The organism is Micromonospora desertarenae (assembly GCF_056150265.1).
In genome coordinates this window covers 567,304-588,910 of the sequence record NZ_JAXCFQ010000003.1, presented here as the reverse complement: position 1 = coordinate 588,910, position 21,607 = coordinate 567,304, and the positions used below count along the sequence as shown (strand labels likewise).

Here is a 21,607-nt window from a genome sequence, read left to right as displayed (position 1 = left end):
GGGGGGGGGGGGGCCCCCTGGCGCCCCCCCCCCCCCCCCTCCCGCCCGGGGGGGGGGGGGGGGGCCCGGGCCCCCCCCCCCCGCCGCCCACCCGCCGCTCAGCCGGCGGCGAGCTCGGCGAGGGTCCGCACCGACCGCCAGTTGCGGGTGGTGGCCACCACGCCCAGGTTCTTCTCCAGGTAGGCGTTGGTGAACTTCGAGCGGCCGTAGCCGCCCTCCGGGTAGTGCAGGTAGACCTCGCGCCCGGTCACGGTGTAAGCGACCCGCTCGCCGCCGGGCACGGTCAGCGCGGCCACCGCCGACCGCGCGGGTGCGGTCGCCAGGAAGGCCACCAACAGCTTCGTCGGGTCGTCCTCCTGCCCGGCGTACGGGTTGCCGCCGGCCACCGCTGCCAGCTCCCGGGCACTGCGCACCAGCACCGGCACGGTCAGCCCCAGCTCGCCGGTGATCGCCCGCTCGATGCCCCGGGCCAGTTCGTCGGCGTCGCGCACGGTGCTGCCGAAGACCACGTTGCCGCTCTGCAGGTACGTCCGGACGTCCTGGTGCCCGAGATCGGTGACCAGCCGGCGCAGGTCGGCCATCGCGATCCGGACGTTGCCCACGTTGACCCCGCGCAGCAGGGCGACGTAGCGGTCCATGGCACCTCCTCGGAGTACGGGTGCCGTCAGCCTAGGAGCCGCCGCCCACACCGTCCCGGCCGCTCCGCCAGTGACCTCGGTCATGAGCGTCGCTCAATACTCCCTTTCCTTCCCTATCGCGGGTAGGTTGGGGAACGATGAGTCAGGAAATGTACTCGGTCGAGCAGGTGGCCGACCTGCTCGGGCTGCACGTGCGCACCGTGCGCGGCTACATCCGCACCGGCCGGCTCGCGGCCGTGCGGATCGGCAAGCAGTACCGGATCGCCCGCGCCGACCTGGCCGCGCTGACCGGCCGCCCGCAGCCGGCCGCAGGCGTCGGGCCGGTGGAGGTGTCGAGCATCGTGCAGGTCGACGGCGTCGACCGGGCGGCGGCCGACCGGCTCGGCACGCTCGTCCTCGCCGCGGTGAACACCGGCCGCGACGCCGGGCCGCCACTGCGCGTCCAGACCGTCCACGACGAGGAACGGAACCGCATGAAGATCGTGATCCTCGGCGGCGCGGCCGCCACGGCCGAGCTGCTGCGCCTGGTCGACGCCGTGCTCGGCGGCGGCAACGGCCCGCTCGCCGGGGAGGCCGGCGATGCCTGACGTCGTCGAGCAGCGGGCCGGGGTGCCGGTGCTGGTGTGCGACCCGGCCGGCCCGGTGATCGCCACCGAGCGGGACGCGCTGGACCTGATCGGGGCGGCCTTCCTCGGCGCCCAGGTGGTGGCCGTGCCGGCGAGCCGGCTGGACGACAGCTTCTTCACCCTCGGCACCCGGTTCGCCGGCGAGGTCATGCAGAAGTTCGTCAACTACCGGCTGCGGCTGGCCGTCGTCGGCGACATCTCGCGGCACCTGGCGGCCAGCTCGGCCCTGCGCGCGCTCGTCCACGAGTCGAACCGCTCCGACCACGTGTGGTTCGTCCCCGATCTCGACGCGCTCGACGCCCGGTTGCGCGCCGACGCCGGCGGCCGCCCGGCGGCCTGAACCACCCGTGGGCCGAGCCGGTGGCGCGCTGAGCGCCACCGCGCCGCCGGCTCGGCCGGGGCGTCGTTTGCACGTAAGTACGTAAGTTCGTAGTATCGAGGCATGGCGGATCTGGAGGAGCGGGTCACCGCGCTGGAGGCGCAGGTCGCCGCGCTGGTCCAGCACCAACCGGTGGCCGAGCCGGCGGAGCCCTCGGGCGACACCTTCTGGGCGCTGCACGGGCTCAAGCGGCTGGTGCCGGCGGACGGCTCCGGCGCGGTGCTCTACACCGGCACGGTCCGGCTCGCCGGCCAGCACCACGACTGGCAGTACGGCCTTCCGGTCGACGCCGTGCTCGACGCCGACTGGACCGAGCTGGCCGGCGCGCTGACCGCCCTGGCGCACCCTGTCCGGCTGCGACTGCTGCGCGAGATCCTCGGCGGCCGGCACACCACCGCCGCACTGGCCGAGATCGAGGGGTTGGGCACCACCGGGCAGCTCCACCACCATCTGCGCCAGTTGACCGCCGCCGGCTGGCTGCGCAGCACCGGTCGCGGCCAGTACGCCGTCCCCGGCGACCGGGTGGTGCCACTGCTCGCCATCCTCACCGCCGCCCGCACCTGAGCATCGCGGCGCGATACCCGCCACCCCATCGGCGCCGCCGGCCGGCTCCCGGCGCCCGACCGAAGGAGCCTCATGCGTAAGCCGACCGCCCTCGCCCTCGTCGTCGGGCTCGTCGCCACCCTCGCCGGGTTCGGCGTGCGGCCTCCCGTACCGCGGCTGACCGCGCGGCACACCGGCGACGCCGAGCTGGCCGCCACCGTCCGCGCGGCGGTGGCCGACCCGGCGGGCCTGCGCGGCCTCGCGGTGGCCGTGCTGGCGGACGGCCGGGTTCGCACCGCCGGGCTCGGCGACCGGGAGCCCGGTGGCGCGCCCGTCGAGCCGGGCACGCCCTTCGAGATCGGCTCGGTCACCAAGGGCCTCACCGGCATGCTGTTGGCCCGGCGGATCGCCACCGGCGCGGTCCGCGCCGACGACCCGCTGAGCGCCACGCTGCCCCGCCTCGGCGGCCCGACCGCCGAGGTCACCCTCGACGAGCTGGCCAGCCACCGCTCCGGCCTACCCCGGCTGGCGCTCGGCCCCACCGACCTGCCCGGAATGTGGTGGGCCAACCTCACCGCCGGCAACCCGTACGGCCGGTGGGACGCCGACCGGATCGTCTCCGCCGCCGCCGACGAGACGCCGGGAGACGGTCGCGGGCGGGTGGACTACTCCAACGTCGGGATGGCGCTGCTCGGTCAGGCGCTGGCCGCGCAGGCCGGCGCGAGCTACCCGGAGCTGCTCGACCGCGAGGTGCTGCGCCCGACGGGACTGGGCCGGACGGTGGTGGCCACCGACGCGGACGGGCTACCGGCCGGTCGGGCGACGGGCACCAGGGCGGGCGGTCGCGCCGCCGACCCCTGGCTGGGCAGCGGGTACGCCCCGGCCGGCATCGGCGTGTGGTCGACCGCCGAGGACCTGGCCCGGCTGGTCGGGGCGCTGCTCGCCGGCACCGCACCGGGCGCCGAGGCCACCACCGCCCGGTTCACCGACGACGACCGCAACCGGGTCGGCTACGGCTGGTTCACCACCCGGTACGGCGACCACGAGGTCGTCTGGCACAACGGCGGCACCGGCGGGTTCCGGGCGTACGTGGGCTTCGAACGGGCCACCGGCCGGGGCGTGGTGGTGCTCGGCAACACCGATCGTGATGTCGACCCGATCGGGCTGCGCCTGCTCGGCATCGACGGCGACGCCGTGGACGACGAGGGGATTCCGCTCGACGGCTGGGTCGGGGCCGCCCTGGCGCTCGGCTTCTCGTTCCTCGGCGGGGTGAGCCTGCTGCGGACGGTGCGCCGGATGCCCGACCGGCTCAGCCTCGCGCCCACCGCCGCATGGGCGCTGCTCTACCTCGGCGTCGGTCACCGGCTGGGAGACTGGTCGGTGGTGCCCGGCTGGCTCTGGCCGTTCGGCGTCGGGCTGTCGGCCGCCGGGCTGGTCGCGGCCGCGTACCGCTGGCGGGAACTGCCGACGATCTCCGGCGCGCCACCCCGGAAGCGGCTGGCCAGCCTCGCCGGCTCGGCGCTCGTCGCCGTACCGCTGCTCGTCGCCGTCGTCGCTTGACCGGCCACGCAGCCGACCGCCCGTCGGAAGCACCCGTGCCGCCCACCCGTACGGTCAGCCGGGATCCCGTCCGGTCGGGGCGATCAGCCCGGTCTCGTAGGCGACGATGACCAGCTGGGCCCGGTCGCGTACGGCGAGTTTGGTGAGCAGCCGGCCCACGTGCGTCTTGACGGTCGCGAGGCTCAGGTGCAGGTGCGCGGCCAGCTCCACGTTGGACAGCCCGCGGGCGATCAGGATGAGCACCTCGCGCTCCCGGTCGGTCACCCCGTCGAGCCGGCGGGGCAGCGGCCGGGACGGCTCGGCGCGGCGGGCGAACTCGCCGATGAGCCGGCGGGTGACCGTCGGCGCGAGCAACCCCTCGCCCGCCGCCACGACCCGGATGCCGGCCAGCAGCTTGGCCGGCGGGGTGTCCTTGAGCAGGAACCCGCTCGCCCCGGCGCGCAGCGCGCCGTACACGTACTCGTCCAGGTCGAACGTGGTCAGGATGAGCACCCGGCTGCCGGCCGTCGCGGGATCGGCGCAGATCCGCCGGGTCGCCTCGATGCCGTCCATCTCCGGCATCCGGACGTCCATCAGCACCACGTCCGGGCGGTGCCGGGCGGTCAGCGCCACCGCCTCGGCGCCGGTGCCCGCCTCGGCCACGGTGGTGCAGCCCGGGTCGAGGTCGACCAGGACCCGGAAGCTGCCGCGCAGCAGTGCCTGGTCGTCGGCGATGAGGACCCGGATCACGCGACCGCCCGGTACGGCAGGCGGGCGCTGACCGCGAACCCGCCACCGGAGCGCGGGCCGGCGGAGAACTCGCCGCCGTGCAGCGTCACCCGCTCCCGCATGCCGGTCAGCCCGTGGCCGTGCCCGCTCATCCGCACCGGCCGCCGGCCGTCGTCGACCACCTCGACGCGTACCTCGCCGGGAGCGACGACGACGGTGGCCCGGCAGGCGGCCGGCGCGGCGTGCTTCACCACGTTGGTGACCGCCTCCTGCACGATCCGGTACGCCGCCAGGCCCACCGACTCCGGCACCGCGCCGGCGTCCGGCACGTCGCGCCGCACGTCGACGTGCACGTCCACCCCGCCGATCGCCGCGCGCTCGGCGAGCCGGGGCAACTCGTCGAGGCCGGGCGCCGGGGCGTACCCGGCGCCCTCGCGCAGCGCGCCGAGCACCCGGCGGATGTCGGTCAGGGCGGCCCGGCCGGCCTCCTCGATCACCCGCAGCGCGGCCCGGGTCTCGCCCGGCTCGGCGTCGGCGACGTGGTTGGCCACGGCCGCCTTCACCACGATCAGGCTCATCGTGTGGGCCACCACGTCGTGCAGCTCCCGGGCGACGCGCAGCCGTTCCTCGGTGACCGCCTGCACCACCCGTTGCTCGCCCTGCCGGGCGGCGAGCGCCCGCCGCTCCCGGACCGACCAGCCCGCCAGCCACCCCGGCGCGATCATGACGGCGCCGTAGCCGACCGCGCCGGTACGGGACCAGAGGTCGCCGCCGGTCAGCGCCAACGCGACGCTCACCACCGCCAGGCAGGCCACGGCGCACACCAGTGACCGCAGCGGGGGCGTGGCGACGGCCAGAGTGTAGAAGGCCAGTCCGATGGCGAACGCCGGGGCGGCGGCCGCGAAGTTGGGGATCACGCCGGTGACCAGCGCCGCCGCGGCGGCCAGGCTCACCAGCACGGCCACCGCGACCGGCCAGCGCCGCCGCACCGCCACCGGCAGTCCGATGACCAGCCCGGTGAGCACCGACGCCCACACCGGTTCCCGGACCCCACCGTGCAGCGGGGACTCCAGGGCCGCGTACGCGCAGAGCGCCGCGCCGACCACCACGGCCAGCGCACCGTCCACCAGGTACAGGTCCACCGGCCGCAGTCGCCGGGCAAGCAGGGAACCCACGGTCAGACGGTAACCGCCGGTCGACGGTGGCGCGTCCACCCGGGGCAGGTCATCCTCGGGGATGACGCGGCGCCGGCGACGGCGCCCGGCTACGGCCGGGGAAGGGGCGGAAAGTGCCGGCCCCGGCACGACGCGCGCGGCCCGGCCGAGCCGGCACGGTGGCCGCATGACGACAGACACGGTGACGCTGACCGGCCTGCGGGCGGTGTACGGCTCGGGCAGCCGGCGGGTGACGGCGCTGGACGGGGTGACGACCAGCTTCGCGGGCGGCACGTTCACGGCGGTGATGGGGCCGTCCGGTTCCGGCAAGTCGACGCTCCTGCACTGCGCGGCCGGGCTGGACCGACCGGTGGCGGGGGTGGTCACCGTCGACGGGATCCGCCTCGACGAGCTGGCCGAGGACGACCTGACCCGGCTGCGTAGGGACCGGATCGGCTTCGTGTTCCAGGCGTTCAACCTGATCTCCTCGCTGACCGCCGCGCAGAACGTCGAACTGCCGCTGCGGCTGGCCGGCCGGCGGCCGGCCGACCGGGAGGTCGCCGCCGCGCTCGCCGCCGTCGGGCTCGCCGACCGGGCCCGGCACCGGCCCAGCGAACTCTCCGGGGGCGAGCAGCAGCGGGTGGCCATCGCCCGGGCCCTCGTCACCCGGCCGGCGGTGGTCTTCGCCGACGAGCCCACCGGCGCGCTGGACAGCGCCGCGTCCCGGCAGGTGCTGCGGCTGCTGCGGGCGCTGGTCGACGAGCACGGGCAGACCGTCGTCATGGTGACGCACGACCCCGCCGCGGCCGCGTACGCCGACCGGGTGCTGCTGCTCGCCGACGGCCGCCTCGCCGACGAACTGGCCGGCCCGCTCACCGCCGCGTCCGTCGCCGCCCGGATCGCGGACGCCACCCCGGAGCCGTCGTGCTGACCGCCCGCCGCTCGGCCGGCGCGTTCGTGGCCGTCGCGATCGGTGTCGCGCTGGTCTTCGCGAGCACGCTGCTGCTCGCGTCCGGGCGGCCGCGGACGCCGGAGCGGCTGGCCGGGGCCGGCGTGGTGGTCGCCGGCCCGGAGGCGTCCTCGCCGGCCGACCCCTTCCCGCCCAGCCGGCCCTGGTCGTCGGCGCGGACGAGCGAACTCGTCGCCCGGTTGGCCGGGCTGCCCGGGGTCGCGGCGGCCGTGCCGGACCGGACGTTCTACGCCCAGCCGCTGGTGGGCGGGCGTCCGCCGGCCACCGACGGTCAGCGGCAGGACGCCCACGAGGGGCACGGCTGGTCCAGCACCCGCCTCGGCGGGCCGGGGTTGACGGCGGGTGAACCACCCCGGCAGCCGGGGGAGGTGGTCGTCGACGCCGCGCTCGGCCTGCGCCCCGGTGACCCGGTGAGCCTGCTGACCGCGAGCGGGCCGCGGGCGTACCGGGTCACCGGCCTGCTCGACGCGCCCGGCGTGCACGTCGCGGACGAGGTCGCCGCCACCCTGGCCCCCGGGGTCGGCGTCATCGGTCTGGTGTTGGCACCGGGCGTCGATCCCGACCGGGTCGCCGCCGCCGCCCGTGCCGTGGTGGGCACGGACGGCCGGGTCCTCACCGGCGCCGAGCGGGGCCGGCTGGAGCCCCGGGCGGACGCGCGGACCCGCTGGATCGGGATGCAGGTGCTCACCGCCACCGCCGCGCTCGCCGGTTTCGTCACGGTCTTCGTGGTCGCCGCGGCGTTCGCCTACACCGTCGCCCAGCGCCGCCGGGAACTGGCGTTGCTGCGTGCCGTCGGCGCCACGCCCCGGCAGGTCCGTCGGCTGCTGTACCGGCACGCTCTCGTGGTGGGTGCCGGCGGGGCGGTCGTCGGGCTGCTGGCCGGGGCCGCGCTCGCCCCCGCCGTGGGCCCGCTGCTGATCGACGTCGGCTTCGAGCCGGCGACGTTCCGGGTCCGGTACACCGGCTGGCCGGTCGCGGCCGCGCTCCTGGCCGGGCCGGTGATCGCGCTCCTGGCCGTGTGGGCGGCGTCCCGGCGGGCCGCGCGGGTACGGCCGCTGGAGGCGCTGCGCGAGGCGGCCGTGGAGCAGCGGCCGATCGGGCGGCCGCGGGCGACGGCGGGCGCACTGCTCGTCGCCGCCGGCGCGGCCCTCGGGCTCGCCACCGCCACCTCCGCCGACGCCCAGGAGGGGGCCTCGTTCGCCCTGGTCGCGGTGATGGCGCTGGTCACCGGCGCCGCGGCGCTCGCGCCGGTGTTCGTCGGGCCGCTCGTCCGGTTGCTCCACCCGCCGGTGCGGCGGCGCGGCGGCGCCATCGGGCTGCTGGTACGCGCCGGCGCCGCGACCGCCACCCGGCGGACCGCGTCGACCGCCGCGCCGGTCCTGCTCACCGTCGCCTTCGCCGTGCTGGTCTCCGGGATGGTGCAGACCTCCACCGCGGTGTACGCGGCCGGCCGGATGAGCGCCGTGAACGCCGGCTGGGTGCTCCTTCCCGACCGGGCGCCCGGCCTCGCCGACCCGGCGGTCGCCGCGGCTGGCGGTGCGTCCGTCCTGCCGACCACCGTGTTCGTCGCCGCCGACCCGCCGTCGGACGCGTTCCGCCCGCTGACCGCGCTCGGCGTCGAACCGGCGGCGTTCACCGCGGCGAACCGGGCGCTCACCGTCCTCGCCGGCTCGCTGGCGGATCTGCGCGGCGACGACGCCGTGGTGCTCACCGCCTCGGCGGCCGGGGCGACGGCGCTGCCCGCCCGGCCCTTCCCGGTGGTCTTCGCCGACGGGGAGCGGGTGCCGCTGCGCGTCGTCGCCGTGGTGACCGACGACTCGCTCCCCGGCGACCTGCTGCTGCCCCGCGCCGCCGTCCGGGCACACGATCCGTCGGCCCTGACCTCCGCGGTGTACCTGACGGCGCCGGTCGACCCACCCGCCGGCGCCCGGCTGGTCGACGTGGCCACCTGGGCCGCCGAGGCGGACCAGGCGGAGGACCGGCTGGTCTGGCTGGCCACCCTGCTGCTGATCGCGGTGACGGCCGGCTACGGCGGGATCGCGGTGGCCAACACCCTGCTGGCGGCCGCCGCCGGCCGGGCCGCCGACCTGCGGCTGGTGCGGCTGGCCGGGGCGACCCGGCGCCAGGTCCTGCGGCTGGTCGCCGCGGAGTCGGCGCTGGTGGTGGTGCTCGGCGCGCTGCTCGGCGGGGCTGTCGCGTTCGCCGGCCTGGTGAGCATCCGGGCCGGCCTCGCCGAGCAGGTCGGCGCGCCGGTGGACCTCGTCGTCCCGTGGTCGGTGGTCGGCGGCGTCGTCGGCCTCTGCCTGCTGCTCGCCCTCGCGGCGAGCGTCGTGCCGGCCTGGCGGCTGCTTCGCCGGGGGTCGGTCGGCCGGACCGTCGGGGACCTCCGTTCGTGACGCAGATGTGACCTGACGGCTCTTCGCATCCGATCGTCCCCAGTGGTCTGCTGGGAGGCGAAAGCCCAGGTCAGACGCGGTTTCACCGCAGCGTCAGCGGGCCTGGAAACGTTACATCGGAATCGTTGGATCACCGACCGGGCGGCCCGATCCGCCCGGTCAGCACCGGCAGGAGGCAACCCGCGTGCGAACGAGACGACTGAGTCGGATAGCGGTCGCGGCGGCGGGCGTCACCACGCTCGCCTTCACCGTGGCCGTTCCGGCACAGGCGAACGACCACGAGAATCTTCCCGGCGAGCCGACCATCACGCTGCCGATCAACGACAGCGCGGCGGGCGGCACCTACGACCAGAACTTCACCCGGGCGTACGCCAACACCACCCCCGACGGCACCCCGGTCTACATCTACGTCCCGGCCGGCACCCCGCTGGACGGCACCGCGCCGGCCGGCGTGGCCAGCCTGGACCCGCAGTTCGACCACAACCCGGCCGACGGGTTCACCCCGTGCGCCACCGCCACCGCCGGGCAGTTCGCCCTCACCCAGGCGCAGATCGACTACGTCGGCGACAAGCTGGCCAACCAGATCGTCGCGGTGGACGAGGAGCACTTCGGCCCGATGGACGCCGCCGACCCGGACGAGCCGGCCAGCGACTCGCTCGTGATGGTCGTCTACAACGTCCAGGACGAGGCCTACTACGACTGCGCGGTCACCTCGTACACCGCCGGCTACTTCGCCCCGGACTTCATCGACAGCAGCGGGATGAACGTCATCGTGGTCGACGCCCTGGACTGGGCCAACCGGGTCGGGCCGAACGACGCCCCGTGGCGGGACGCCGACCCGGCCAACGACCGCCCCGAGCTGTACGAGGGCACGGTCGCCCACGAGCTGGAGCACCTGCTGCACAACTACAGCGACCCGGGCGAGCTGTCCTGGGTGGACGAGGGCCTGGCCGACTTCGCCATCTTCCTCAACGGCCTGGACGCCGGGGGCTCGCACCTGAGCAACCACCAGGTCTTCTACGAGGAGACCTCGCTGACCCGCTGGGGCGGCACGCTGGCCAACTACGGCGCCGCCTTCACCTACTTCCAGTACCTCTGGGAGCAGGCCGGCGGCAACGGCGACGGCACCTTCACCCCGGACAAGCAGTACGACGGCGCCGGCGGTGACCTGCTGATCAAGACGATCTTCGAGGAGCAGGCCGACGGGATGACCGGCGTGCAGAACGCCATCGACGCGTTCAACGCCGCCACCGGCGCCGACCTGCGCAGCGCCGAGGCGCTGTTCCGGGACTGGTCCGTCGCCGTCTACCTGGACGACGAGGACTCCCCGGTCTACGACATCAAGGCCTTCGACTTCGGTGACCCGGCCGACACGTCCTGGACCATCGACATCGCCGACGACGTGTTCTGGGCCGGTCGCGGCCGCTACCAGGGCGCCACCCCGGAGGCCAAGTGGGCGCGGCTGAAGAACCGGCCGGACACCACCGCCGTGCCGTTCGGCCTGTCGGTCGAGCGGTTCCGCAACCCCGGCCCCACCGTCGAGCTGGCCTTCGACGGCGACGACGAGACGGTCATCGCCCCGCACACCGGCACCACCCACTGGTACGCCGGCTACGAGAGCCAGTCCGACAACATCCTCGACGTCACCACCTCCGGCCCGGTCACCTCGCTGGACTTCTGGAGCTGGTACTTCATCGAGGAGGGCTGGGACTACGGCTTCGTCGAGGCGCTCGTCGGTGGCGAGTGGGTGACCGTGCCGGTGCGCGACGACGCGGGCACCGTGGTCACCACCGACACCGACCCGCACGGCAACAACACCGAGGGCAACGGCCTGACCGGCACCTCCGGCGGCGCGTACTTCGTGGACGACCCGGTCTACGTGCACCTCACCGCCGACCTGCCGGCCGGCACCACCGACGTGCGGTTCCGCTACTCCACCGACGCCGCCTACCTGGACACCGGCTGGTTCGTCGACGACGTCCGGGTCAACGGCGCCGACGCCACCGTCACCTCGGCGGCCGGCGAGTGGTTCGCCACCACCGGCGTGCAGGACAACAACTGGACAGTGCAGGTGGTCGCCGGCTGCGACCTGACCCCGGGCGCCACGTCGGCGGGGGAGAGCACCGACGGCGCGGGCAACTGGGTCTACCGCTACACCGGCGACCAGTTCACCGCCGCCGGCCTGCAGACCAGGTGTGCCAGCGGCAACCGGGACGACTTCGCCGTCCTGGTCTCCAACCTGCCCACCGGCGACCTGACCTTCCTCGACGCGGACTACACGTTCCGGGTCGGCAACACCGGCAACAAGCGATAGCACCACCCCATAACCCGTGGGCCCGCACCGGTTCTCCGGTGCGGGCCCACGGCCGTCCGGGGCCGCCCGTCGGGTCGCCGGCGGCTAGGGTGCGGCCATGCGCGTACGCCCCGCCGGTCTCCTCCTCGCCGCCGTCGCGGCGGTGCTCTGGGCGCTCGGCATGACCGTCCTGCAACCGCTGACTGAGCCGCTCGGGCCGTGGCCCGAGGCACTCGCCGGCAACAACGCCTACTGGGCCCGTGACCTGCGCTTCGTGGCGATCGTCGGGGCGGTGGCGGGGCTCGTGCTGGCCGGCGGCGGCAACCGGGGGTGGACCGTCCCGGCGGTGCTGCTGGGCGGTGTGTGGCTGGCCGCCGACGTGGCCGTCGACCGGGCCGACCCCACCGGGCCCGGGTTCAGCGTGCTGCTCGCCGTCGCCGGCTGCGCGGCCGTCGCCGGCACCGCCGCCCTCGCCGTACGCCGGCAGCGCGGCGGCCGCGACCGGCGGGCGCTGGTCGCCACCGCCTGCGTCACCGGCCTGTCGGTGCTGATCGCCGCGGGCATCGAGTCACCGACCGACCGGGAGCCGGAACTGGGCCGGGCGGCGGTCGTCACCAGCCTGCTGCTGCTCGCCCTGACGCTCGGCTGCGCGCTGGCGGCGGCGCCGGGGTGGCACCCGGTCCGGCAGCGGCTGGCGGTCGGGATCGGCGCGGCGGCCGCCGTCGGCATCGCCCTGATGCGGGTCACGCCGCCCGGCCCGCGGTTCCTGCCGGGCGTGCTGCTCGGCGCGGTGCTGCTGACCGGCGTCACCCTGTTGGCCTGGGACTGGCCGGACGGGCGGCCGGTCTGGCGGTGGCACGGCCTCGCCGCCCTGGCCGCACTGCTCGGCCCGTACGCGATGCTGCTGATCGTGGTCATCGGCACGCTGCCGCTCAACCCGGGCGCGCCGCTGACCGCGCTGGCCGGCAACACCGCCATCAACAGCGCCGACTCCGATGTGCTGTACTCGCTGTCCGGGGTGCTCGCCGGCCTCGGGATGGCGCTGCTGCTGGCCTTCCCGCCCGCCCTCGGCTACCGCCCGGACCGCCCGGCCGGACCCGACGGGCCGGACGGACCCGACGGGCCGGCCGGGCCGGACGGGCCGCGCCGGGCCAGCGCCGACCGGCGGTAGCCGTAGAAGGCGTAGATCAGTGCGCCGATCAGGAACCAGACCGCGAAGCGCAGCCAGGTCTCCGGCGCCAGGAAGGTGATCAGCCAGACCGAGAAGAGGGCGCCGATCGCCGGCACCACCGGCATGCCCGGCAGCCGGAAGGTGCGCGGCGCCTCGGGGCGGCGGTAGCGCAGCACGATCACCGCGATGCAGACCACCACGAAGGCGAGCAGGATGCCGATGTTGGTCAGCTCCGCCGCCTCGCGGATCGGCAGGAAGCCGGCGATCAACGCCGAGCCGACCCCGACGATCCAGGTCACCCGGCTGGGCACCCGGCGCACCGGGTGCAGCTTGGCGAACCAGCCGGGCAGCAGGCCGTCCCGGCTCATCGAGAACCACACCCGGGTCACGCCGAGCATGAAGGTGAACATCACCGTCAGGATGCCGATGATCGCGCCCACCGCGATGACGCTGGCCAGCCCGGACAGGCCCACCGAGGCGAACGCGGAGGAGAAGCCGCTCTCCGGGTCGATGTCCCGGTAGTTCTGCATGCCGGTGAGGACCAGGGTGGCCAGCACGTACAGCACCATCGAGATGGCCAGCGAGTAGATGATCGCCTTCGGCATGTGCCGGCGGGCGTCCCGGGACTCCTCGGCGGCGGTGCTCATCGCGTCGTAGCCGAACACCGCGAAGAAGACGGTGGCCGCGCCGGTGAACGCCCCGCTCACCCCGAACGGGAAGAACGGCGAGTAGTTGGCGGTCTTGACGTAGAAGAAGCCGACCACGATCACCAGCAGCACCACGGCGACCTTCAGCCCGACCACGAACGTCTCGAACCGGGCGGCGGTCTTGATCCCCAGGTTGAGCAGGTAGGCGATCAGCAGGCAGAGCAGCACCGCGAAGAGGTCGACCACGTGCCCGTCGCCGGTGCCCGGCGCGCCGAGCATCCAGGCCGGCAGCTCCAGCCCCAGCTCGCCGACGAGGAAGCTGAAGTAGCCGGAGATGCCGATGGCCACCACCGCCACGATCGCCGTGTACTCCAGCAGCAGGTCCCAGCCGATGAACCAGCCCACCGCCTCGCCGAGCACGGCGTAGCCGTAGGTGTAGGCCGAGCCGGCCTTCGGGATCATGCCGGCGAACTCCGCGTAGGACAGCGCGGCGGCCGCGCTGGCCAGGCCGGCGATCAGGAACGACACCAGCACCGCCGGGCCGGCGGTCTCGCTGGCCACCGCGCCGGCCAGGGCGAAGATGCCAGCGCCGATGATGCCGCCGACACCGATCGCGGTGAGCTGCCAGAGCCCGAGGGACCGGGACAGCTGCTCCTCGCTGGTGTCGGCGATCTCCTCGACCGGCTTGCGCCGGAAGATGCCGCTGCCACCGCCCGCGACGCCGCTTCCGGAGGTCATCGTCGTCCCCCTTCCCGGTCCCGCCCCGCGCGGGACGCGTCCTGCGTTACCCCGACCCCGCGGGCGTGAATCTCCAATCCGGAGATGCGCCCCGCGAGGTGCCCGACCGGCTCACTCGGCGACCGGGAGCACCACCTCGTTGCGGCGCAGGAACCACGGTTTCCACGGCGGGTCGAAGCGGGCGTAGCGCACCGCGCCGGTCGGGCGCAGCCCGGCGGCGGTGACCGCCCGGCCCAGCGCGGTGGCCCGCCGGTCGAACTCCCGCGCCGTCCACCGCCCGGCGAACCGGACGGCGGCGGCGAGCTGCTCCGGGATCTCCCGCGTGCGCACCCGGGGATCCGCGGGCTCGGGCAGGGTGGCCGCGGTGAACCCGGCGGGCAGCACGAACCGCACCAGCCAGCTCCCCGGGCGCTCCCCCTCCTCCTGCACGATCGGCGCCGTCATCGCGATGGTCTGCGGACCGGTCCGCTGCGCTACCGGACCGACCGCGCCGGCCGACCGGGGCCGGTTGGCGCCGCCGAGGTACGCGGCCAGCGGCCGGAACGCCTCGGCGGCGACCCGTTCGAACGTCCCTTCCACCTGCATCTCGGCCACCAGGTGGGCCGGGTAGCGGCGCAGCTCGAAGCCGGGTTGCCGCGCCACCACCCGGTACGGCTGCTGCTCGGTCATCGTGCGCTCCCCGCGCCCAGGGACTCGTCGCCAGCAACGCTACCGTTCGCCGACCTCCCGCTCACCGGAAGTGGCCGGGTCCGGCCCGGGTACCGCCGATCGGGTCAACCGCCAGTACTGGCGCTTGCCGTCGTCGCGGACCACCACCCCGCGGCGGGCCAGCTCGACGCGCAGCTCCCGGACCTCGCCGCCCTTCTCCTTGTCCAGGGCGCGCTGGCGGGCCCGCAGCAGCGCGTCCGCGCCACTCGGCAGTCCCGGCAGCCCCGGCACCCACCGCCGGTACGCCTCCCGGTGCGGGTCGCCGTCGGTCCACGGCCAGCCCCGCCCGCGGAACGCCTCGGCCAGCCGCCCGGCGGACAGGTCCGAGCGCTCCCGGGCCAGCTCCTCGTCGTCCGCGCCGAGCAGCACGAGATCCTTGCCGTCGACGAAGACCGCGCGGGTGGCCCGCCGCTCGACGTCCCGCTCCGCGCCGCCGCGGCGCAACCGGACCCGCTCGACGTCCACGGTGACGACCAGCCGTTCCGCGGCGCCCATGGCGCCGAGCACCAGCCCGCCCAGCGCGCCGACGGCCAGCCCGCCGATACCGGCCTGCGGGTCGGGCAGCCGGTCGACGACCTCGAAGAGCTGCTGCACCGGCGCCCAGGGCAGATCGGCGATCCAGCCCGCGAACCGGGCGAGCAGGGCGCCGGCCCCGGCGCCGGCGGCCGGCAGGCCCACCCAGAGGATCGCCAGCTCGCTCGCGCCGCCGTCGACCCGGGTGGGCGCGCCGTAGCCGTCCATGCTCAGGACACCTCGCGGCGCAGCGTACGGACCAGCCCGGCGACCACCGGCACGACCAGCCAGACCAGCAGCGACACCCCGAGCCGGCCCCACTGCCCGGCGGTCACGTCCGGGGAGAGCAGCGGCTCCATGGTGCGCCCGGTGTCCAGCCAGCCGGCCGGTCCGCGCAGCGGGCGGACCAGCTCGCCGAGGATCGACCAGACGGTCGGCAGCACCAGGTAGCTGACGACGGCCAGCGGGGTGTTCAGCAGCAGCAGGCCGAAACCGGCGCCCATCAGCACGCTGGTCACCTGGAGCACCACCGCGTTCAGCAGCAGCGACCCCTCGATCCGCCAGGTACCCGCGCCGCCGGTCGCCCCGGCGACCAGGGTGCCGGCGGCGGCCACCGCCAGGCTGGCCAGCACCGACGCCAGCGCGGCCAGCACCACCGCGGCGAGCTTGGCGGCGATCACCCGCTCCCGCCGGGGCACCAGGGCGTACGTGGTGAGCGCGGTGCGCTGCGACCACTCGCTGGTGATCGAGAGGATGCCGAGCACCGGCAGCAGGATGCCGACCGGCAGCAGCGAGGGGAGGAAGAAGTTGGTGAAGGTCTGGTCGGCGTCCTCGGCGTAGATCAACTGGAGGACGACGATGGCGGCGGCGACCAACCCGATGGTGACCAGCAGCCAGAACCCGGCCCGGGTGTCGACGAGCTTGCGCAGCTCCACGCCGGTGAGCCGGATCAGGGACGGCCGGCGCAGGCCGGGGTGGTGCCGGGGTGCGGCGGCGGGCGCGGTGGCGACGGTGCTGGTGGTCATCGGACGATCTCCCGGGTCGGCTGGCCGGTGGTGCGGCTGTCGCCGGCACCGGAGTGCGTGCCGGCGCCGTTGGCCTCGCCGGCGGTGAGGGTGAGGAAGAGTTGCTCCAGGCCGCCGCCGTCGGCGGGGCGCAGTTCGGTGAGCGCGACATTGGCGTCGGCGGCGGCCTGGCCGACGGCCTCGGCCTCGGCGTGCACCAGCAGCCCCCCGTCGGTGCCACCGGTCACGTCGAGGCCGGCCGCGTCCAGCGCCCGGCGCAGGGCCTGCGGGTCCCGGGCGCGTACCCGGGTGCCGGCGCCGGCCAGCAGTTCGGCCTTGTCGCCCTGGGCCACGATCCGGCCGCCGCCGATCACCACCAGCCGGTCGGCCACCGCCTCGACCTCGCGCAGCAGGTGCGAGGAGAGCAGCACCGTGCCGCCCCGGTCGGCGAAGTCGCGCAGCAGGCCGCGCATCCAGAAGATGCCCTCCGGGTCCAGGCCGTTGGCCGGCTCGTCGAGGATGAGCACCCGGGGATCGCCGAGCAGCGCGTGCGCCAGGCCGAGCCGCTGCCGCATGCCCAGCGAGTACGCCCGCACCCGGCGCTTCGCGGCGGTCCCGTCCAGCCCGACCAGGTCGAGCTTGGCGGCCACCTCGCGGCGGTCCACGCCCATCACCTGGGCGGCGACGCTCAGCGCCTCCCGGCCGGTCCGCCCGGCGTGCTGGGCCGAGGCGTCCAGCAGCACCCCCACCTCGCGGCCCGGGTTGGGCAGCTGCCGGTAGGGCCGCCCGCTGACGGTGCTGCTGCCGGCGGTCGGCGGGGTGAGGCCGCAGATCATCCGCATCGTGGTGGACTTGCCGGCCCCGTTCGGGCCGAGGAAGCCGGTGACGGTGCCCGGCTCGCAGCGGAACGACACGTCGTCGACGGCGGTGTGCCGCCCGTACCGCTTGGTGAGGTGTTCGACGGTGATCATGCCGACGACCCTGCCGGAGCCGGTCGGTCACCCGCAGCGGCCGGCGGTCTCGCCCCGCGGCTACCTTGGTCGAGGTCGAGGTCTCGACTTTGGTAGCTGGTCGCGGCTCGGCGCGGCTGCCTAGCATGGCCAGGTGACCAGCACCGCCGCCGCACCCGACCACCCCTGGCTGCTGCCGGGCGCGTTGACCGAGGCGGCCGGGCGGGCCCGGCGGACCACCCGCGACTGGATCATCGACAGTGTCTGCTTCCTGATCGCCCTGGTCTGGGTGTTGCTCTCGGCCGCCGACGCGGCCTCGCCCGACCCGCAGTTCGCGCTGAACACCGGCCCCACCTGGCTGGAGGAGGTCGACGTCGTCTGCGGCCTGGCCGCGGCGGCCGCGCTCTGGGTACGCCGGCGCTGGCCGGTGGGCCTGGCGGTGGCCACGTTGCCGCTCTCCGCGTTCTCCGTCACCGCCTCGGGCGCGCTGCTGATCATCATCTTCACCCTCACCGTGCACCGGCCCATCCCGCTGGCGGCCGGGGTGACCGGCGTGCACCTGCTGACCGCGTTCGGCTACTACCAGCTGCGTCCCGATCCCGCCATGGGCTTCTGGCCGGCGATGATCTGGACGGTGCTGGTCCTGGTCGCGGTGCTGGCCTGGGGGATGTTCGTCCGGGCCCGCCGGCAGCTGGTGGTGTCGCTGCGGGAGCGCGCCGAGCGGGCCGAGGCGGAGCAGCAGTTGCGGGTGGCGCAGGCGCGACAGCTGGAGCGCACCCGGATCGCCCGCGAGATGCACGACGTGCTGGCGCACCGGATCTCGCTGCTCAGCCTGCACGCCGGGGCGCTGGAGTTCCGTCCGGACGCCCCGCCGGAGGAGGTCGCGCGGGCGGCCGGGGTGATCCGGGGCAGCGCGCACGCCGCCCTGCAGGACCTGCGCGAGGTGATCGGGGTGCTCCGCGCCGAGACCGGCGCCGGGCAGGCCCCGGAGCGCCCGCAACCCACCCTGGAGGATCTGCCCGCGTTGATCGAGGAGTCCCGGACGGCAGGGGTACGGGTCAGCGTGCGCGACCTGGTCGGTGCGGCCGAGCGGCTGCCGGCCGCGGTCGGCCGCAGCGTCTACCGGATCGTGCAGGAGGGGCTGACCAACGCCCGCAAGCACGCCGCCGGCGCGGCGGTGACCGTCGACGTGGCCGGCGCCCCGGGTGACGGGCTGACCGTGGAGATCCGCAACCGGTGGCCGGTCGGCGGGATCACCGGCCCGGAGATCCCGGGGGCCGGCACCGGCCTGGTCGGCATCAGCGAACGGGTCCACCTGGCCGGCGGGCGGCTGGAGTACGGCCGCGACGACTCCGGCGACTTCCGGCTGGCCGCCTGGCTGCCGTGGCCGGCGTGACCGGGCCGGCGACGGCGGGCGCACCCGGGCCGGCCGCCGACGGGCCGGTGCGAGTGCTGATCGTCGACGACGACCCGCTGGTCCGGGCCGGGCTGTCGATGATCCTCGGCGGGGTGCCCGACCTGCTGGTGGTCGGCGAGGCCGCGGACGGCAGCGAGGTGCCCGCCGCGGTCGACGCGTACGCGCCGGACGTGGTGCTGATGGACATCCGGATGCCCCGGCTCGACGGGCTGGCCGCCACCGAGGCGCTGCGCGCGCTGCCCCGGCCGCCGGAGGTGCTGGTGCTGACCACCTTCGACGCCGACGACCAGGTGCTGCGCGCGCTGCGGGCCGGGGCGAGCGGGTTCCTGCTCAAGGACATCCCGCCGGCCGAGATCGTGCGGGCGGTGCTCCGGGTGGCGGCGGGGGAGGCCACCCTCTCCCCGACGGTGACCCGCCGGCTGATCGACCACGTCACCGGCCCGGGCACGGCGGCCGGGCCGGATCCGCGCCGGGAGCGGGCGCTTCGGCTGCTCGCCGGGCTCAGCGAGCGGGAGCGGGAGGTCGCGGTCGCACTCGGGCAGGGGCGCACCAACGCCGAGATCGCCGCCGAGCTGCACATGAGCGTGGCGACGGTCAAGGCGTACGTCTCCCGGCTGCTGACCCGGCTCGACCTGAACAACCGGGTGCAGGTGGCCCTGCTGGTGCACGACGCCGGCCTGGTCTGACTCGCCGGGAAGACCGTCACCGGTGAAACCCTCACCGATAGTTGTTTCGCACCGATGGGTGTCTGCTCGTGCTGAGGCGCCGGGATTGAACTTTCGGGGGGCGGGGGCCGTACCACTGGCCGAGGATGCGGTGCGGCGGGTCGGCCGCACCGCTGCCGGAAGCCGCGGGAGGCCTACCGTGCGAGTTGGTGAGCAGTCGACGGATCCCATCGATCAGGTACTGGGCGAGGTGCCGGTCCCGGCCCCGCTGACCCCGGAGGATGTCCGGCTCGCGGTGCGGGCGGTGGTGGTGCACACCGCCGAGGAGTGGCCCTCGGGGCCGCTGTGCCGCAACGACGGCGCGACGTACCCGTGCCGGCTGCACCGCTGGGGACGGCGGGTGCTGACCGAGCACGGGCTCAACGAGCGGCAGATCGACGCTCTGATCCGGCACGGCAACCCGTTCGTGCACGTGCCGTTCCCGTTCACGGTGACCGGTCCCGGGCCGGCGCGTGGCACCGGGGCCGCGCCGCGTGCCGGCTACCCGCTGCACGGCCAGGCCGCCCGGGTGGCCCCGCCGGGCGCGCGGCCGGCGGTCCGGCCCGCGAACTCCGGCCGGCCGGTGGCTCCCCCCGCCACCGCGCCGCGCTGGCCCCGGGCGAGCTGAGCGGAGGTACGGCCGCCAGCGCCCGCCGGGGCAGGACGACGCCGGCCCGGGCACGGGATTCCCCTCCCGCCCGGGCCGGCGTCGCCGTCGTGTGCTCAGTCGTTGCCGGCGCCGATCCCGCAGTCCGGCGCGGACCAACTGGTGGTGTTCGAGCTGTTGTCCCGGTTGTTCTCCCGCCGCGAGTCCACGTGCACGTGGTCGTCGTGGTCCGGGTAGCCGGGACCGTAGATCCCGCTGAAGCCCCGGCTGCGGGCGTCCCGGGCCAACTGGCAGAGCGAGCTGGTCCGTGAGGTGATGTCGGCGGCGTTGCCGTAGAGGTGCTGGCTGTCCGACGCGCCGCCGACCTGCCGGTTGCAGTCGCGGCTGCGGAAGCCGCTGCTCACGTAGATCGGCTTGTCGCCCGTGCTGCGCCGCAACGCCTCCAGCTTCCACATGGTGCGCAGCGCGTTCTGCCGGGTCTCGGCGGGCGAGAGCGGGCCCCCGCTCCACCCGCCCCGGCCGCAGCCGTCGTCCATCTCGGCGTAGCTGAAGTGCCGGGGCGTGCAGTCGTTGTCCTGGAGCTCGTAGAGCTTGGCGTACGTCTGCGGGCCGGCGACGCCGTCCACCCGCAGCCCGTACGCGGCCTGGAAGCGCCGGACCGCGGCGGCGGTCTTCGGGCCGAACCGGCCGTCGAGCTCGACGATGTCCCGGTTGCCGGCCCAGCCGGCGACGCGCAGTTGGAGCTGGCGCACGTCGTCGCCGGAGCGCCCCTGGTAGAGGTTCCGTTGCCAGGTGTAGCAGCCGTCGGCATGGGCCGCTGGCGCGGCGACCACCGTGGCGATCGCGGCACCCGGCAACGCCAGGGCGAACGCGACGACAGCCCGCTTCAAGGTGTTTACGCGCACAGAAGTCCTCCCGATAGGAGTGCGATTGGGGTGGCCCGCAGGACATCGACCGGGACGTCCCGCGATTTCCACCCTGACACTGATCCGGGGGTTAGGAGGCGATTAACGAGAAATGTCCTCATGATTTGCCGTTCCTGAGTCTCGGCTGGGAATTAGGGGCATTCGTGAATCGCCCATTGCTCGCCGACGAGTCACAGGAACGGCGCAACCGCACGCGACGTCGCAATCGGCCACACCGAGGGTGATGTTCTCCGGGTGGGCGGGGCCGGTAACGTCAGCCCGGGCGGCGGACAGGCGGAGGTGGGCGTGGCACGCGGTGGCGTCTTCTGCGTCGAGGGGCAGTGGCACCGGGACCTCAACGAGCGGGGTTCGGTGCTGCCCACGCTGGAACTGCTGGAGCGGCTCGGGAAGATCCGGTTCATCCACCGGGACGCGGCCACCCGCGACGAGCTCTTCTACTTCCTCGACCGCTGGCTGCTCAAGCAGTACGCCGACTACCGGGTCGGCTTCTTCGCCACGCACGGCGAGCCGAGCCGGCTCTGCCTGACCGACTGGAACTCCGTCGAACTCGCCGACGTCGCGGAACTGATGTCCGGGCGCTGCGAGGGGCGCCGGCTGTATTTCGGCAGCTGTTCGGTGCTCCGCGCCTCCGACGCCGCGCTGCGCGAATTCCTCCAGGTCACCGGGGCCGCGCTGATCTGCGGCTACACCCGCGAGGTGGACTGGGTGGAATCGGCGGCCTTCGAGACGGTGCTGCTCGACGTGCTGGCCAACGGGCAGCGGCACAACGCCGCCGAACTGCGGATGGGCTCGGCGCACTGGGCGCCGCTGGCGTCGTACCTCGGCTTCCGGGTGATCTACGCCAACGGCCGGGCGTGGCGGCCGACCGTGCGGCCGCGGGTCCCGGCCCAACCGGCCGGCGGACGCGCCGCCGTCCGGCCCGGCTGACGCGGGCGGGCCGCCCGGGCGGGGCCGC

Annotated in this window: 21 protein-coding genes; 12 read left to right on the top strand and 9 right to left on the bottom strand. The window is 75.2% G+C overall.

Annotation, left to right across the window (positions count from 1 at the left end; translation table 11 throughout):
- Window positions 1–98: 98 nt before the first annotated feature.
- Entirely contained in the window at window positions 99–638 is a 540-nt protein-coding gene (locus SM577_RS08720) for a DUF1697 domain-containing protein (RefSeq protein ID WP_302917983.1), read from the bottom strand.
- 137 nt (window positions 639–775) lie between these two features.
- On the opposite strand from SM577_RS08720, the gene SM577_RS08715 reads away from it, so the two are divergent.
- From SM577_RS08715 to SM577_RS08700, 4 genes are all read left to right on the top strand, one after another.
- The gene (locus SM577_RS08715; RefSeq protein WP_474586632.1) at window positions 776–1,225 is read left to right on the top strand and encodes a helix-turn-helix domain-containing protein; all 450 of its coding nucleotides are present in this window, start codon (window positions 776–778) and stop codon (window positions 1,223–1,225) included.
- Window positions 1,218–1,604 (top strand): DUF4180 domain-containing protein, encoded by a 387-nt coding sequence (locus tag SM577_RS08710; RefSeq protein ID WP_302917981.1) that lies wholly within the window; start codon window positions 1,218–1,220, stop codon window positions 1,602–1,604. The genes SM577_RS08715 and SM577_RS08710 overlap by 8 nt, the downstream gene beginning before the upstream one ends.
- A gap of 102 nt (window positions 1,605–1,706) precedes the next feature.
- Window positions 1,707–2,207 (top strand): ArsR/SmtB family transcription factor, encoded by a 501-nt coding sequence (locus SM577_RS08705; protein ID WP_302917980.1) that lies wholly within the window; start codon window positions 1,707–1,709, stop codon window positions 2,205–2,207.
- A 72-nt stretch (window positions 2,208–2,279) separates the two neighbouring features.
- Complete coding sequence (locus tag SM577_RS08700; protein ID WP_474586631.1) at window positions 2,280–3,746, top strand: serine hydrolase domain-containing protein; 1,467 nt, start codon at window positions 2,280–2,282, stop codon at window positions 3,744–3,746.
- Window positions 3,747–3,800: 54 nt separating this feature from the next.
- Here the strand turns inward: SM577_RS08700 and SM577_RS08695 are convergent, their stop codons facing one another.
- Both SM577_RS08695 and SM577_RS08690 read right to left on the bottom strand, forming a co-directional pair.
- Window positions 3,801–4,475 carry a response regulator gene (locus SM577_RS08695; protein ID WP_474586630.1) on the bottom strand — a complete coding sequence of 225 codons (675 nt, stop codon included), beginning with the start codon at window positions 4,473–4,475 and terminating at the stop codon, window positions 3,801–3,803.
- Window positions 4,472–5,629, bottom strand: coding sequence for a sensor histidine kinase (locus tag SM577_RS08690; RefSeq protein ID WP_474586629.1), 1,158 nt, complete (start codon window positions 5,627–5,629; stop codon window positions 4,472–4,474). Before SM577_RS08690 ends, SM577_RS08695 begins: the two co-directional genes overlap by 4 nt.
- Window positions 5,630–5,795: 166 nt before the next feature.
- Between SM577_RS08690 and SM577_RS08685 the strand changes: the two genes are divergently transcribed.
- From SM577_RS08685 to SM577_RS08670, 4 genes are all read left to right on the top strand, one after another.
- Complete coding sequence (locus SM577_RS08685) at window positions 5,796–6,539, top strand: ABC transporter ATP-binding protein (protein ID WP_302917976.1); 744 nt, start codon at window positions 5,796–5,798, stop codon at window positions 6,537–6,539.
- Window positions 6,533–8,974, top strand: a complete 2,442-nt coding sequence (locus SM577_RS08680) for an FtsX-like permease family protein (RefSeq protein WP_474586628.1) — start codon at window positions 6,533–6,535, stop codon at window positions 8,972–8,974. Before SM577_RS08685 ends, SM577_RS08680 begins: the two co-directional genes overlap by 7 nt.
- 184 nt (window positions 8,975–9,158) lie before the next feature.
- Window positions 9,159–11,288, top strand: coding sequence for a hypothetical protein (locus SM577_RS08675; RefSeq protein ID WP_474586627.1), 2,130 nt, complete (start codon window positions 9,159–9,161; stop codon window positions 11,286–11,288).
- 97 nt (window positions 11,289–11,385) lie between these two features.
- A complete protein-coding gene (locus SM577_RS08670) occupies window positions 11,386–12,438 on the top strand; it encodes a hypothetical protein (RefSeq protein WP_474586626.1) in 1,053 nt (350 codons plus the stop codon).
- On the opposite strand, the gene SM577_RS08665 is transcribed toward SM577_RS08670, so the two are convergent.
- From SM577_RS08665 to SM577_RS08645, 5 genes are all read right to left on the bottom strand, one after another.
- Window positions 12,339–13,823 (bottom strand): amino acid permease, encoded by a 1,485-nt coding sequence (locus tag SM577_RS08665; protein WP_474586625.1) that lies wholly within the window; start codon window positions 13,821–13,823, stop codon window positions 12,339–12,341. The two genes, SM577_RS08670 and SM577_RS08665, sit on opposite strands and share 100 nt — an antisense overlap.
- Window positions 13,824–13,934: 111 nt before the next feature.
- Complete coding sequence (locus SM577_RS08660) at window positions 13,935–14,492, bottom strand: SOUL family heme-binding protein (RefSeq protein WP_474586624.1); 558 nt, start codon at window positions 14,490–14,492, stop codon at window positions 13,935–13,937.
- A gap of 39 nt (window positions 14,493–14,531) precedes the next feature.
- Window positions 14,532–15,272: a YqeB family protein gene (locus SM577_RS08655; protein WP_474586623.1), complete on the bottom strand. Its 741-nt coding sequence runs from the start codon at window positions 15,270–15,272 to the stop codon at window positions 14,532–14,534.
- A gap of 2 nt (window positions 15,273–15,274) precedes the next feature.
- On the bottom strand, window positions 15,275–16,069 hold the full coding sequence (locus tag SM577_RS08650) for an ABC transporter permease (protein WP_474586622.1): 795 nt from the start codon (window positions 16,067–16,069) through the stop codon (window positions 15,275–15,277).
- Complete coding sequence (locus SM577_RS08645; protein WP_474586621.1) at window positions 16,066–17,019, bottom strand: ABC transporter ATP-binding protein; 954 nt, start codon at window positions 17,017–17,019, stop codon at window positions 16,066–16,068. The genes SM577_RS08650 and SM577_RS08645 overlap by 4 nt, the downstream gene beginning before the upstream one ends.
- 133 nt (window positions 17,020–17,152) lie before the next feature.
- On the opposite strand from SM577_RS08645, the gene SM577_RS08640 reads away from it, so the two are divergent.
- The 3 genes from SM577_RS08640 to SM577_RS08630 all read left to right on the top strand — a co-directional run bounded on the left by SM577_RS08640 (window position 17,153) and on the right by SM577_RS08630 (window position 19,747).
- Window positions 17,153–18,394 carry a sensor histidine kinase gene (locus SM577_RS08640; protein ID WP_302917967.1) on the top strand — a complete coding sequence of 414 codons (1,242 nt, stop codon included), beginning with the start codon at window positions 17,153–17,155 and terminating at the stop codon, window positions 18,392–18,394.
- On the top strand, window positions 18,373–19,101 hold the full coding sequence (locus SM577_RS08635; protein ID WP_474586645.1) for a response regulator: 729 nt from the start codon (window positions 18,373–18,375) through the stop codon (window positions 19,099–19,101). The genes SM577_RS08640 and SM577_RS08635 overlap by 22 nt, the downstream gene beginning before the upstream one ends.
- Before the next feature lie 178 nt (window positions 19,102–19,279).
- Window positions 19,280–19,747, top strand: a complete 468-nt coding sequence (locus SM577_RS08630; RefSeq protein WP_302917966.1) for a hypothetical protein — start codon at window positions 19,280–19,282, stop codon at window positions 19,745–19,747.
- 95 nt (window positions 19,748–19,842) lie between these two features.
- On the opposite strand, the gene SM577_RS08625 is transcribed toward SM577_RS08630, so the two are convergent.
- Window positions 19,843–20,631 carry a D-Ala-D-Ala carboxypeptidase family metallohydrolase gene (locus SM577_RS08625; RefSeq protein WP_302917965.1) on the bottom strand — a complete coding sequence of 263 codons (789 nt, stop codon included), beginning with the start codon at window positions 20,629–20,631 and terminating at the stop codon, window positions 19,843–19,845.
- Window positions 20,632–20,937: 306 nt separating this feature from the next.
- Between SM577_RS08625 and SM577_RS08620 the strand changes: the two genes are divergently transcribed.
- On the top strand, window positions 20,938–21,579 hold the full coding sequence (locus tag SM577_RS08620; protein ID WP_302917964.1) for a DUF6642 family protein: 642 nt from the start codon (window positions 20,938–20,940) through the stop codon (window positions 21,577–21,579).
- Window positions 21,580–21,607: the final 28 nt, after the last annotated feature.